This is a genomic window from Klebsiella sp. GG_Kp175 (assembly GCF_040062325.1).
Classification (GTDB): domain Bacteria; phylum Pseudomonadota; class Gammaproteobacteria; order Enterobacterales; family Enterobacteriaceae; genus Klebsiella; species Klebsiella quasipneumoniae.
Map to the genome: position 1 here is coordinate 234,949 of NZ_JBEAFX010000004.1, position 12,657 is coordinate 247,605.

Annotated in this window: 14 protein-coding genes; 11 read left to right on the plus strand and 3 right to left on the minus strand. The window is 57.3% G+C overall.

Going from position 1 to position 12,657, the window contains the following annotated elements; genetic code table 11:
- The first annotated feature begins 7 nt into the window (after positions 1–7).
- Entirely contained in the window at positions 8–973 is a 966-nt protein-coding gene (gene astE / locus ABLU73_RS09865) for a succinylglutamate desuccinylase (protein WP_004203816.1), read from the plus strand.
- A 343-nt stretch (positions 974–1,316) separates the two neighbouring features.
- Positions 1,317–1,802 carry an ATP-independent periplasmic protein-refolding chaperone Spy gene (gene spy / locus ABLU73_RS09870; protein ID WP_075205488.1) on the plus strand — a complete coding sequence of 162 codons (486 nt, stop codon included), beginning with the start codon at positions 1,317–1,319 and terminating at the stop codon, positions 1,800–1,802.
- Positions 1,803–1,889: 87 nt separating this feature from the next.
- On the opposite strand, the gene cho is transcribed toward spy, so the two are convergent.
- Positions 1,890–2,753 (minus strand): excinuclease Cho, encoded by an 864-nt coding sequence (cho, locus tag ABLU73_RS09875; protein ID WP_017898663.1) that lies wholly within the window; start codon positions 2,751–2,753, stop codon positions 1,890–1,892.
- A 99-nt stretch (positions 2,754–2,852) separates the two neighbouring features.
- Positions 2,853–3,680, minus strand: coding sequence for an ammonia-dependent NAD(+) synthetase (gene nadE / locus ABLU73_RS09880; protein ID WP_264923543.1), 828 nt, complete (start codon positions 3,678–3,680; stop codon positions 2,853–2,855).
- A 282-nt stretch (positions 3,681–3,962) separates the two neighbouring features.
- Here nadE and osmE point away from each other — a divergent pair, with 282 nt between their 5' ends.
- The 8 genes from osmE (at position 3,963) to chbG (ending at position 9,887) form a co-directional block, all read left to right on the plus strand.
- Positions 3,963–4,301, plus strand: coding sequence for an osmotically-inducible lipoprotein OsmE (osmE, locus tag ABLU73_RS09885; protein ID WP_049116281.1), 339 nt, complete (start codon positions 3,963–3,965; stop codon positions 4,299–4,301).
- A 278-nt stretch (positions 4,302–4,579) separates the two neighbouring features.
- Entirely contained in the window at positions 4,580–4,900 is a 321-nt protein-coding gene (gene chbB, locus ABLU73_RS09890) for a PTS N,N'-diacetylchitobiose transporter subunit IIB (RefSeq protein ID WP_264923542.1), read from the plus strand.
- A 19-nt stretch (positions 4,901–4,919) separates the two neighbouring features.
- Positions 4,920–5,036 (plus strand): hypothetical protein, encoded by a 117-nt coding sequence (locus ABLU73_RS09895; protein WP_032425961.1) that lies wholly within the window; start codon positions 4,920–4,922, stop codon positions 5,034–5,036.
- Positions 5,037–5,047: 11 nt separating this feature from the next.
- Positions 5,048–6,406, plus strand: a complete 1,359-nt coding sequence (gene chbC, locus ABLU73_RS09900) for a PTS N,N'-diacetylchitobiose transporter subunit IIC (RefSeq protein ID WP_004203823.1) — start codon at positions 5,048–5,050, stop codon at positions 6,404–6,406.
- A gap of 53 nt (positions 6,407–6,459) precedes the next feature.
- On the plus strand, positions 6,460–6,807 hold the full coding sequence (gene chbA / locus ABLU73_RS09905; protein WP_004203824.1) for a PTS N,N'-diacetylchitobiose transporter subunit IIA: 348 nt from the start codon (positions 6,460–6,462) through the stop codon (positions 6,805–6,807).
- 27 nt (positions 6,808–6,834) lie between these two features.
- Complete coding sequence (chbR, locus tag ABLU73_RS09910; protein ID WP_004203825.1) at positions 6,835–7,659, plus strand: transcriptional regulator ChbR; 825 nt, start codon at positions 6,835–6,837, stop codon at positions 7,657–7,659.
- A gap of 110 nt (positions 7,660–7,769) precedes the next feature.
- A complete protein-coding gene (locus ABLU73_RS09915) occupies positions 7,770–9,116 on the plus strand; it encodes a 6-phospho-beta-glucosidase (protein ID WP_348850169.1) in 1,347 nt (448 codons plus the stop codon).
- A gap of 12 nt (positions 9,117–9,128) precedes the next feature.
- Positions 9,129–9,887 carry a chitin disaccharide deacetylase gene (gene chbG, locus ABLU73_RS09920; RefSeq protein ID WP_017898664.1) on the plus strand — a complete coding sequence of 253 codons (759 nt, stop codon included), beginning with the start codon at positions 9,129–9,131 and terminating at the stop codon, positions 9,885–9,887.
- Positions 9,888–9,942: 55 nt separating this feature from the next.
- Here chbG and katE read toward each other — a convergent pair whose 3' ends face one another.
- Complete coding sequence (gene katE / locus ABLU73_RS09925) at positions 9,943–12,201, minus strand: catalase HPII (protein WP_348850171.1); 2,259 nt, start codon at positions 12,199–12,201, stop codon at positions 9,943–9,945.
- A 190-nt stretch (positions 12,202–12,391) separates the two neighbouring features.
- Between katE and cedA the strand changes: the two genes are divergently transcribed.
- Positions 12,392–12,646, plus strand: a complete 255-nt coding sequence (gene cedA, locus ABLU73_RS09930; protein WP_008807754.1) for a cell division activator CedA — start codon at positions 12,392–12,394, stop codon at positions 12,644–12,646.
- Positions 12,647–12,657 lie beyond the last annotated feature (11 nt).

Below are 12,657 nucleotides of genomic sequence, written 5' to 3' on the forward strand. Positions count from 1 at the left end.
GGGCGCGGTGGAACACTTTCTGGCATTAACCCTGGCGGGGCGATTGCCCCATCACTTTCACGGCGAGACGGCCCATTTCCGCTGGCACTGGCTCGGCGAGGGGATCCTCGAGCTGACGCCGCATGCGCGCTGCGAGCGCGGGCTGGTGCTTTCCTGCGCCATCCATGGCAACGAAACGGCGCCGGTGGAGATTGTCGACCGGCTGGTGCAGCGGCTGGTCCGGGAGGCACTCCCCCTGCGCTGGCGGCTGCTGGTGATCGTCGGTAACCCGCCGGCGCTGCGGGCGAATAAACGCTATCTGCACAGCGATATGAACCGGATGTTTGGCGAGCGCTGGCGGCAGTTCCCGGCCAGCGAGGAGACGCAGCGGGCGCAGCGGCTGGAGCAGGCGGTGGCCCGTTTCTATCGCGACCATGATGGTCCGCGCTGGCACCTCGATCTGCATACCGCGATCCGCGGGTCGCTGCATCCGCGCTTCGGCGTGCTCCCGGCCCGCGATACGCCCTGGGAGGAGGATTTTCTTCACTGGTTGGGCGGCGCCGGGCTGGAGGCGCTGGTATTTCATCGCCAGCCGGGCGGGACCTTCACCCATTTCAGCTGCGAACGGTTCGCGGCGCTGGCCTGCACTCTTGAACTGGGTAAAGCGCTGCCGTTGGGGGAAAACGATCTAACGCAGTTTGCCGCCGCCGAGGGGGCTATCTCCCGGTTGCTGGTGGGGGATCTGGCCATTGCCGACGCCCCGGCGCCGCTGCGCTACCGGGTGGTGCAGCAGATCACCCGCCATAGCGATGATTTCCGCTTGCATATGGCGGAACAGACGCTGAACTTCACCCCCTTCGCCCCAGGCACGCTGCTGGCGGAGGAGGGGGAGACGCGGTATGTGGTGGGGGCAGAGCCGGAGTATGTTCTGTTTCCCAATCCGGCGGTGGCCAGGGGGCTGCGCGCTGGCCTGATGCTGGAAAAATTATCCTGAGGGCAAGCCGTCCGCCGGGCGGCCTGCTTTATTTCGCGCGTCGTTGTTCATCTTCTTATTTTTTCGTGCGCCAGTGTAAATTTGCAGATTATTCCTGGTAAAATGCTTTGTTTTTAATCGTCGCTCCTTTATACTCTCCATAATTCCTGTGCAAAACAGCAAGTTATTTATTTTTTATTGCAATTCTTCGTTCAAATTCCTTATTTCCTCCATAATTGGTGAGAAACTGTTTTTTACACTTTCATTGTTTTACTCTTGCTCTGACTAATTGACGATAAACGTCGTAAAGTTAATCTCGTCAACACGGCAACGCGCCGTAAGAATAACGTAAAGTAAGGATTGAATGATGAAGAAACTCACTGCACTGTTTGTTGCCTCTACTCTGGCTCTGGGCGCGGCTAACCTGGCACACGCCGCCGATACCACCACCGCGCCGAGCGACAGCAAGCCGATGATGATGCATCATAAAGGCGGCCCGGGTCAGCATGACATGATGTTTAAAGGCCTGAACCTGACCGATGCGCAGAAGCAGCAGATCCGCGAGATCATGAAGAGCCAGCGCGAAAACATGAAGCGTCCGTCCCTTGACGAACGCCGCGCGATGCACGAGCTGATCGCCAGCGATACCTTTGATAAGGCGAAAGCGGAAGCGCAGATCGATAAGATGGAAGCGCAGCATAAAGCGATGGCGCTGTCCCGCCTGGAAACGCAGAACAAGATCTACAACATTCTGACCCCGGAGCAGAAAAAACAGTTCAATGCCAATTTTGAGAAGCATCTGACAGAACGCAACGCGCCGGCAGGTAAAATGCCTGCACCCGCTGAATAATGTAGCGCACTGAATCAAGACCGCCGGTCTTGCCCAATAATGCCATCAGGCGTTGGGCAGGGCCGGCGGTTTTTTGTTTCTGGTCTTTCAGCCAAGCGGATGCAACGGGTAGTTGCCGCTGAGCAGAGGCTTACAGAGGATTTTGTAACCATCCTGGTCGAATCCGGCGGGCAGGCGGGTCAGCGCAGCGGCCTCATTGAGCGAGTCGACGGCTCCCAGCCACAGCCAGTTATGAATGACATGATACTGCGTCATATCCGGGCCGCGCTCCTCCAGCGCCACCGGTCCTGCCCACGGCCAGCACACCAGCTGCAGCTTGCTCATCTGCGCCAGCAGACGCTGACGGTGCGCCTCCACGCTCTCCTTTCCACAGCAGGCGCCGGCGCAGCGGCCCAGTGCGGATCGAAAGCAGGCGCGGCCGCGGCTGAGCGGCTCCAGACCGAGCAGGCCGTAACAGAGGCGCTGTTCGTCAGCAAGGCTCTGCAGCATCTGCAGCGCCGCCCGCCGGTTGGCGAACAGACCATAGAGATGCTGCTGGTGCGAGAAATCAACCTCGCGGGCATAGACAATCTGCGGCCGGTCGTCCGCAAGCAGCCAGGCGCAGAGTTGCTTGTTACGCCGTAGCCGCTTGTTAAACAGCGGCTGCTGCTCTTTAATCAACCGCGCCTCCAGCAGCAGCGCTCCCAGCTCGCCAGCGGTGCGCTGCCAGGTGATACGCCGGGACTGACGCAGCATCGCCGCCTCTTCAGGGGTGCGCAGGTGGGAGAGCACCCGGCTGCGGAGGTTGACGCTCTTGCCGATATAGAGCGGCATCGTGTCGCTATCGCCGTGAAACTGATAGACGCCCGGCAGCTTCGGCAGTGTCTCCAGCCACGGGCGAAGGTGTTCGGGATATTCATAGATCGCCGCCGCCTCAAACTCCAGACGCGGGGCAGATTGCTTTCTGGCCACAATAACTCCTGATACTGTCTATCTATCCAGTATAGCAGGCGGTTTTTGCGGCGAAAAGCGCAAAAAACAACCCCGGCGCGGGCCGGGGCGGGGGAGGGACTATTTTTTCCAGAAATCGTCAAAGACGGTGATCGGTGGCCGACGCTTGTGTTCGGTTTTCAGATACCAGCCTTCGATCGTTTTGGCGATGCTGGGGTCCAGCGTTTTGCCTTCCAGATAGTCGTCGATATTCTCATAGGTCACCCCCAGCGCCAGTTCATCCGGCAGGGAGGGGCGATCGTCTTCCAGATCGGCTGTCGGTAACTTCTTATACAGATGTTCCGGGCAGCCGAGATGGGCCAGCAGCTGTTTGCCCTGACGTTTGTTCAGCCGGAAGATCGGGTTGATGTCGGTGCCGCCGTCGCCATATTTGGTGAAGAAGCCGGTAATCGCCTCCGCTGCATGGTCGGTGCCGACTACCACCCCTTGGGTCATCCCGGCGATGCTGTACTGGGCTTTCATGCGCTCACGGGCTTTTTCGTTGCCGCGAACGAAGTCGCTCAGTTCGATCCCCGCTTCGCGCAGCGCCTGTTCGCTTGCCAGTACCGAGGCTTTGATATTCACCGTCAACACCCGGTCAGGCTGAATAAAGGCGATGGCATCCTGGCAGTCCTGCTCATCCGCCTGCACGCCGTAGGGTAAACGGACGGCGATAAACTGCAGGCTGCTGTCGCCCGTTTCGGCGCGCAGTTCATTGATCGCCATCTGGCACAGTTTCCCCGTCAGGGTCGAGTCCTGGCCGCCGCTGATACCCAGCACCAGTGATTTAATAAAAGGGTAAGTCTGCAGATAGGATTTCAGGAAATCGACGCTGCGACGGATCTCGTCTGCGGCATCGATCTGCGGCTTCGCGCCCAGCGCCTGAATAATCTCTTGTTGTAGCGTCATCGCGCCCTCCGAAAGTGAATCTGTTTGGCAACCTGTTGGCTTAAAGCTACCTCTTTGCCGCTGAAACGACAAGGACCGGGGTTTTGACTGCCGGAAAAGAAGGCAATCAATGACATAGGATTTCATTATAGATGCCACCGCGCAGGAGAAAGCGCCGGTCGGCGGCGGAGCGTCAATCCTGTTTACGTAATAACACACTCAGACATGATTTCGCTGTTCGGCTTGAAAAATAACACTATTTATTCCAGGCTTATCGTTACACAGTGGAAGAGAGGAACCAAAATGAAGAAAAGCTTAGCAGGAATACTGGGCGTCACCGTCGCGTTAACCTTACTCGCGGGCTGTACCGCTTACGATCGTACCAAAGACCAGTTTACCCAGCCGGTGGTGAAAGATGTGAAGAAAGGGATGTCGCGTCAGCAGGTGATGCAGATCGCTGGCAAACCTTCAACGGAAGTGACGATGGTCCATGCCCGCGGCACCTGCCAGACCTATATCCTCGGTCAACGAGATGGTAAAGTGGAGACCTACTTTGTGGCCCTCGACGAAACGGGGCACGTGATGAACTCCGGCTACCAGACCTGCGCCGAGTATGATACGGATCCGCGCAACGCTAAGTAAGCGCCTTACTGTTGACTGAGTTGTACGTAAGCCCGACCACTGGTCGGGCTTTTTTGTGAGTCCTGATGCTTATTTAATTGCGCGAATTATTTGGGTGAAAATGTGAGGGTAGTCAAAACCGGAGGTCAATGAGAGACAATTCTGTTCAACAGGGAATTATCACGACGGCTCAGCTTGCCGTATACTCAACCCATAAACAGAATTAACCGGATGTTACCAGTCTTACCGGCTCTCAGCGGTTACTGAAGGCCCTGGTCTCACACATTGAGGAAGCGTTCATGGAAAAGAAACACATTTATCTGTTCTGCTCGGCAGGCATGTCCACGTCACTGCTGGTCTACAAAATGCGGGCGCAGGCGGAAAAATACGAAGTCCCGGTCATTATTGAAGCCTATCCTGAAACTCTCGCGGGTGAAAAGGGACCGGAAGCCGACGTTGTATTATTAGGGCCACAAATTGCGTATATGTTACCGGAAATTCAGCGCCTGCTGCCAAATAAACCGGTAGAAGTCATCGATTCTCTTCTGTATGGCAAGGTGGATGGTTTAGGGGTATTGAAAGCCGCCGTCGCGGCCATTAAGAAAGCTGCAGCACAATAATTTTAAATTTTAAAACTCGATGTATTTTGACGCCTGGCGGCATTCTGTTGCCGGCCGTCAAAAAATAAAGAGTTTATTTTCCCGTCAAAGAGTAATTTCATACATCATCGCCGTAATAGTTTATTGCGGCTTTTAAGGGTATTGACTATGAGTAAAGTGATCGACTCGCTTGAAAAGGTACTCCTTCCTTTTGCAGTGAAAATAGGAAAGCAGCCGCATATTAATGCGATTAAAAATGGATTTATTAAACTCATGCCGTTGACCCTCGCCGGGGCCATGTTTGTATTAATTAACAACGTTTTTCTGAGCTTCGGCGAAGGCTCTTTCTTTTACTCCATGGGCATTCGCCTGGATGCCTCTACCATTGAAACCTTAAACGGTTTTAAGGCTATCGGCGGCAACGTCTATAACGGCACCCTCGGCATTATGTCGTTGATGGCGCCATTCTTTATCGGCTCCGCGCTGGCGGAAGAGCGCAAAGTCGACCCGATGGCCGCTGGCCTGCTGGCGGTAGCGGCCTTCATGACCGTGACCCCGTACAGCGTGGGCGAAGCCTATGCCGTCGGCGCCAACTGGCTGGGCGGGCAGAACATCATCTCCGGTATGATTATCGGTCTGGTCGTCGCGGAACTGTTCACCTTCGTGATCCGTCGCAACTGGGTGATCAGACTGCCGGACAGCGTGCCGGGATCGGTATCGCGCTCTTTCTCTGCGCTGATCCCTGGCTTCTTGATCCTCTCCATCTTCGGCATTATCTCGTGGGCCCTGTCGAGCTACGGCAGCAACTTCCACCAGATCATCATGGACTCCATCTCCACGCCGCTGGCGGCGATGGGCAGCGTGGTCGGCTGGGCATACGTCATCTTTAACTCCCTGCTGTGGTTCTTCGGGGTGCACGGTTCGCTGGCGCTGACCGCGCTGGATAACGGCATCATGACGCCGTGGGCGCTGGAAAACATCGCCCTGTACAACCAGTACGGATCGGTTGATGCGGCGATCGAAGCGGGTAAACAGTTCCACTTCTGGGCCAAGCCGATGCTCGACTCCTACATCCTGCTGGGGGGTTCCGGGGCGACGCTGGGTCTGATTATCGCCATCTTTATCGCTTCCCGCCGCGCTGACCATCGTCAGGTCGCGAAGCTGGCGCTGCCGTCAGGCATCTTCCAGATTAACGAACCGATTCTTTTTGGCCTGCCGATCATCATGAACCCGGTGATGTTCATCCCGTTCGTGCTGGTCCAGCCGATTCTGGCGGCCATTACTCTCGCGGCCTACAGCCTGGGGATTATCCCACCGGTGACCAACCTGGCGCCGTGGACCATGCCAACTGGCCTGGGGGCGTTCTTTAACAGTAACGGCAGTGTCGCCGCTCTGCTGGTCGCCCTGTTCAACCTTGGCGTCTCCACCCTGGTCTACCTGCCGTTTGTGGTGCTGTCGAATAAAGCGCAGACCGTTATCGAGCAGGAAGAGAGCGAAGAAGACATCGCCAACGCACTGAAATTCTGATACCGCGCGGTACGGGCAACGTCCCGTACCGCCTGAGAAATGAGGGAAATATTATGTTTGATCTGGACAACATCGACGCGGTAGAGACCCCGGAAAACGACCTCGAAGAGGTGGTGATGGGGCTGATTATCAACTCCGGCCAAGCGCGTAGTCTGGCCTATGCCGCGCTGAAGCAGGCCAAGCAGGGGGATTTTGCCGCGGCGAAAACGATGATGGAGCAGTCGCGTCAGGCGCTGAGCGAGGCGCATCGGGTGCAGACCCAGCTTATCGAAAGCGACGAGGGCGAGGGGAAAATGAAGGTCAGCCTGGTGCTGGTGCATGCTCAGGATCACCTGATGACCTCCATGCTGGCCCGCGAGCTGGTAGCGGAATTGATTGAGCTGCACGAGAAGGTACAATAGGCCATCGCGACGATGAGGCAGCCCAGGATGATGACCACCGAGATCAGTACCGCCAGAGAACAGCAGTTGTTCAACGGGAAGAACTTTCATGTGGTCATCTATAACAAAACGGAAAGCGTGAGCGGGCTCCACCAGCATGATTACTACGAATTTACCGTCGTATTAACCGGGCGCTATTACCAGGAGATCAATGGCAAACGGGTGCTGCTGGAGCGCGGGGATTTTGTCTTTATCCCGATGGGTTCGCACCACCAGAGCTTCTATGAATTTGGTGCGACGCGCATCCTTAACGTCGGCATCAGCAGGCGCTTCTTTGAGAAACATTATCTGCCGCTGCTGCCGTTTGGCCTGGTGGCGTCGCAGGTCTACGCCGTGCAGAGCGCTTTTCTCGGCTACATTGAGTCGGTCATCGCCTCACTCAATTTTCGCGAAACGGAATTTGACGAATTTATCGAGCTGGTCTCCTTTTATGTCATTAACCGTTTACGTCACTATCGCGAAGAGCCGGTTGCAGACGTCGTCCCGCAATGGTTAAAAAATACCGTTGAGGCTATGCACGATAAACTGGAGTTTGGCGAGAGCGCCCTCGAGAATATGGTTCGGCTATCGGGCAAAACGCAGGAATATTTAACCCGGGCGACCCAGCGCTATTATGGTAAAACGCCGATGCAGATAATTAACGATATCCGTATCAATTTTGCCAAAAAGCAGCTGGAAATTACCAACTATTCGGTGACGGATATTGCCTATGAATCAGGGTACAGCAGCCCGAGCCTGTTTATTAAAACCTTTAAAAAGCTGACCTCGTTTACACCGAGTAGTTATCGAAAACATTTGACCAGTATTAATTAAGCCCAGGCGGTATTAGCCGCCAGGCTTACACCATAACTAATTTAAGTTAACTGTCCGCATTTATGCGGAGAGCGGCCTGCGTCTACACGCAGCGTCTAAGGGAGAAAAAGATGAGCCAGAAATTAAAAGTCGTCACTATTGGCGGCGGTAGCAGCTATACCCCGGAATTACTGGAAGGTTTCCTGAAACGTTATCATGAACTGCCGGTGACAGAGCTGTGGCTGGTGGATGTGGAAGAGGGCCAGGAGAAGCTCGATATTATCCATGCGCTGTGCGAGCGGATGGTGGAAAAAGCCGGCGTGCCGATGAAGGTTTATAAAACGCTGGACCGCCGCGAGGCGCTGCAGGGCGCAGATTTCGTCACTACCCAGCTGCGCGTGGGCCAGCTGAAGGCGCGGGAAAAAGATGAGCGTATCCCGCTGAGCCACGGTTATCTTGGCCAGGAGACCAACGGGGCGGGTGGGCTGTTTAAGGGGCTGCGCACCATCCCGGTGATTTTCAACATCGTGAAAGATGTGCAGGAGATCTGCCCGGACGCGTGGATCATCAACTTCACCAACCCGGCGGGCATGGTCACCGAGGCGGTCTATCGTCACACCAGTTTCAAACGCTTTATCGGGGTGTGCAACATTCCCATCGGCATGAAGATGTTCATCACCGACGTGCTGCAGCTCAGCCCGAGCGATGAGCTGCACATCGACCTGTTCGGTCTGAACCACCTGGTGTTCGTCCGCGACGTGCTGGTTAATGGCGTCTCGCGCTTCGATGAACTGCTGGATGGCGTCGCCTCCGGCCGCCTGACCGCGAACTCGGTAAAAAATATCTTCGACCTGCCGTTCAGCGAAGGGCTGATCCGCTCCCTGCGCCTGATCCCATGCTCCTATCTGCTCTATTACTTTAAGCCAAAAGAGATGCTGGCGATTGAGATGGGCGAGTACTATAAGGGCGGCGCGCGCGCCCAGGTGGTGCAGAAAGTGGAGAAGCAGCTGTTTGAGCTGTATAAAAATCCGGATCTCAAGGTCAAGCCGAAGGAGCTGGAGCAGCGCGGGGGCGCCTATTACTCCGATGCCGCTTGCGAAGTGATCAACGCTATCTATAACGATAAGCAGACTGAGCACTATGTGAATATCCCACATCATGGCCATATCGATAATATCCCGGCGGACTGGGCGGTCGAGATGAGCTGCACCTTAGGTCGCGATGGCGCGAAGCCGACGCCGCGCATCACCCATTTCGACGAGAAGGTGCTGGGGCTTATCTACACCATCAAAGGGTTTGAAGTGGCGGCCAGCCAGGCGGCGATCAGCGGTGAGCTGAACGACGTGCTGCTGGCGCTGAACTTAAGCCCGCTGATCCATTCCGATCGTGACGCCGAGCAGCTGGCGCGGGAGATGATTCTGGCCCATGAAAAATGGCTGCCGAACTTTGCGGCGACGATCGAAAAACTGAAAGCGTAACGGGAGCGGCTAATGGAACGCGTATTGATCGTCAATGCCGACGACTTCGGCCTCAGTAAAGGGCAGAACTACGGCATTATCGAGGCCTGCCGCAACGGCGTGGTGACATCAACTACGGCGCTGGTCAACGGCGCGGCTATTGACCACGCCGCCCAGCTGAGCCGCAGTACGCCGGAGCTGGCGGTCGGGATGCACTTTGTGCTGACGCTGGGCGAACCGCTGTCGGCCATGCCGGGGTTAACCCGCGACGGCCGGCTGGGCAAATGGATCTGGCAGCAGGCGGAAGAAGATAACCTGCCGCTGGAGGAGATTGCCCATGAGCTGGCGTGTCAGTACCGTCGTTTTATCGAACTCTTCGGTCATGAGCCGACGCATCTCGACAGTCATCACCATGTGCATATGATCGCTCCGATCTACCCCATCGTCGCGGCTTTTGCCCGCGACAAGGGCATCGCGTTGCGCATTGATCGCCAGGTGGCGGCGCAGAGCGGTCTCGATCAGCAGGCGGCGCGCAGCAGCGCAGGCTTCAGCAGCGAGTTTTACGGGGAAGCCGTCTCTGAGGCGCTGTTCCTGCAGACGCTGGACGCCTCAATCGCCCGCGAGGAGCGCTCTCTGGAGGTGATGTGTCATCCGGCCTTTGTCGACCAGACCATCATGGGCAGCGCCTACTGCTATCCGCGGCTGGGCGAGCTTGATGTGCTGACGTCCGCCTCGCTGAAAGCGGCGGTGGCCGACCGGGGTTATCGCCTGGGAACCTACCGCGACGTGTAAACCCGACGGGGAAAGGAAAGTGAGTCAAGCCCGGCACACCGTGCCGGGCTTTTTGCTACGCCGGAATAGCGGCGATTTTCGGGCTTCTCGACCATACCCGGTGGGCCGTCATCAGGGCGAGCAGTTTATCTGCCGCCGGCGTGTCAAGAGCATCGGTGACGATGACGCCCTCTTCGCCCTGGGCCGGGACCTGCAGAACCGACGTTAACTGCCGCGCATCGCCTGCCAGCAGGATCGGCTTCAGATGCTTATAGGCCTCCAGCAGGTAGTAGCGCGCGTCGCCGCTCTGGCTCAAGGCGCTGAGATCGCCGCCGGGCACCACCACGGCATCCACCGTCAGCGACGGGGAGCCGGCGAAGGTGCCGGCGATCGGCAGGGGAGAGCCATCGTCGGCGACGACTTCCCCCATCCGCGAATAGAGCAGTTTACTGTGCACGCCCCGGGCCTGTAGCGCCTGCAGGAGATGGACCAGATCCTGCGCCGAGGTACGCTCATTGAGCAGCACCGCCACCACACGACCTTTCACATTCCCTTCGGCATCCGCGTAGAGGCTGAGGGTGGGATCTTTCTCCACGCCGTTGACCGGGGAGGGCAGAGTGAGGCTGCGCTGCTCATCGCTCAGTTCGATACCTAAATTCGCCCCGACCGTTTCCGCCAGCCGGGTATCAATATGGGCCAGGTGATCGACCACCCGCTCGCGGATCCAGGTGCGGACCACTTTGCTAAGCTCGAAGCTGAAGCCATCGATAATATGCTGCTGCTCAATCGGCGTCTGGCTCAGCCAGAACAGACGCGGCTGGGCGTAATATTCGCCGAATGACGGGCTGCGCTGACGGATCTTCTCGCCGTCGACGCGCTCGGCGAGGGACTCAAAACCGCCGCGTTTGGCGGCTGGCGGCGTCTCGCGCGGCCAGTTATCGTTGATCGAGTTGGGTTCGTAGTTGGCCGGGTTGGTGTCAATCTCCATCCGGTGCATACCGTCGCGCTGGAAGTTGTGGTACGGGCAGGTCGGCCGGTTGATCGGGATTTCATGGAAATTCGGTCCGCCGAGGCGGCTTATCTGGGTATCGGTGTAGGAGAAGAGGCGCCCCTGCAGCAGCGGATCGTTGCTGAAATCGATGCCCGGGACGATATGCCCGGGATGGAAGGCCGCCTGTTCGTTTTCGGCAAAGAAGTTGTCCGGGTTGCGGTTGAGGACCATTTTGCCGACCCGTTGCACCGGCACCAGCGCCTCGGGGATCAGCTTGGTGGGATCGAGCAGGTCGAAGTCAAAATCAAATTCATTCTCTTCGGGGATCAACTGCAGGCCGAGCTCAAATTCCGGGTAGTCCCCGGCTTCAATGGCCTCCCACAGGTCGCGGCGATGAAAATCGGGGTCACGGCCGGTCAGCTTCTGCGCTTCATCCCATACCAGCGACGCCTTGCCGGCGACCGGTTTCCAGTGGAAGCGAACAAAGGTGGCTTTGCCCTCGGCATTGATCAGGCGGAAGGTGTGGATGCCAAAGCCTTCCATGGTGCGATAGCTGCGCGGGATGCCGCGATCGGACATCGCCCACATCACGTTGTGCAGCGTTTCCGGCTGCAGGGAAACATAGTCCCAGAACGTATCGTGAGCGCTTTGTCCCTGGGGGATGGCCCAGTGGGGCTCAGGCTTCACGGCGTGGACAAAGTCGGGAAACTTCAGCGCGTCCTGGATAAAGAAAACCGGGGTGTTGTTGCCGACGAGGTCAAAAATCCCCTCGTCGGTGTAAAACTTGGTGGCGAAGCCGCGAATATCACGAACGGTGTCCGCCGACCCCGCGCCGCCCTGCACGGTGGAGAAGCGCACAAAGACCGGGGTGATTTTATCGGCTGCCGAGAGAAAATCGGCTTTGGTCAAGGCTGTCAGGCTTTTGTAGGGCTGGAAGTAGCCGTGGGCTGCTGAGCCGCGGGCATGAACGATACGCTCCGGAATTCGCTCGTGGTCGAAGTGGGTGATCTTCTCCCGCAGAATGAAATCTTCCAGCAGCGTTGGGCCGCGGGTACCGGCGCGCAGCGAGTTCTGATCGTCGGCAATGCGCACGCCCTGGTTAGTGGTCAGCGGATAGTCTTCTCCGCCTTTGCGCTGTGGCTCCAGGGCATCGAGTTTTTTGCTGTGGGTATCAGGCGTTTTCAGGCTGCCAGGGGCGGTCGGTTCAGCGCCAGGGGCGGTGGGTTTCGGCGTGGGGCGCCACTCCCGGTCATCCGGCGCCAGCGAGTCGAGACCCGGCTGCGCTTCCTCGCTGCCGTGGACCGGTGCCTGCTGGTGGTGAGGGTTTGGGTGCTTATCAGACATTGCTCGTCTCCTGCTTTCATTGCTAAAAGTGGTCGTTGATAAACCAAAACCCTTCTAACTATAGAACATTACGCTGCCTGCGCCCGGCCAGGGGGCAGGGAGTTATCCTAAAATGCGCATCGGCGGCAGGGGGGCGACGAACGGGGCCACGATCGGCTATGATAGAGGTTTCTGTTTCCCGCTTTGCTTAGTGAATCCATTTGTTATGAAACCATTGCGCCAACAAAATCGCCCTGTCATTAGCTACGTGCCGCGCGTGGAGCCTGCGCCCCCGGAACATGCCGTGAAAATGGACCATTTTCGCGATGTCTGGATTTTGCGCGGGAAGTATGTCGCCTTTCTGCTGATGGGAGAGCATTTTCGCCGTTCACCGGCGTTCAGCGTGCCGGAGTCGGCGCAGCGCTGGGCTAACCAGGTGCGTCAGGAAGGAGAGATTGAAGCCTGAGTCTGCTGCAG

Bases quoted from the DNA above. Each gene is read 5' to 3' on its own strand.
- spy (WP_075205488.1), top strand. From the start codon at position 1,317: ATGATGAAGAAACTCACTGCACTGTTTGTTGCCTCTACTCTGGCTCTG.
- chbC (WP_004203823.1), top strand. From the start codon at position 5,048: ATGAGTAAAGTGATCGACTCGCTTGAAAAGGTACTCCTTCCTTTTGCA.
- chbB (WP_264923542.1), top strand. From the start codon at position 4,580: ATGGAAAAGAAACACATTTATCTGTTCTGCTCGGCAGGCATGTCCACG.
- katE (WP_348850171.1), bottom strand. From the start codon at position 12,201: ATGTCTGATAAGCACCCAAACCCTCACCACCAGCAGGCACCGGTCCAC.
- ABLU73_RS09895 (WP_032425961.1), top strand. From the start codon at position 4,920: ATGTATTTTGACGCCTGGCGGCATTCTGTTGCCGGCCGTCAAAAAATA.
- osmE (WP_049116281.1), top strand. From the start codon at position 3,963: ATGAAGAAAAGCTTAGCAGGAATACTGGGCGTCACCGTCGCGTTAACC.
- chbR (WP_004203825.1), top strand. From the start codon at position 6,835: ATGATGACCACCGAGATCAGTACCGCCAGAGAACAGCAGTTGTTCAAC.
- ABLU73_RS09915 (WP_348850169.1), top strand. From the start codon at position 7,770: ATGAGCCAGAAATTAAAAGTCGTCACTATTGGCGGCGGTAGCAGCTAT.
- chbA (WP_004203824.1), top strand. From the start codon at position 6,460: ATGTTTGATCTGGACAACATCGACGCGGTAGAGACCCCGGAAAACGAC.
- nadE (WP_264923543.1), bottom strand. From the start codon at position 3,680: ATGACGCTACAACAAGAGATTATTCAGGCGCTGGGCGCGAAGCCGCAG.
- chbG (WP_017898664.1), top strand. From the start codon at position 9,129: ATGGAACGCGTATTGATCGTCAATGCCGACGACTTCGGCCTCAGTAAA.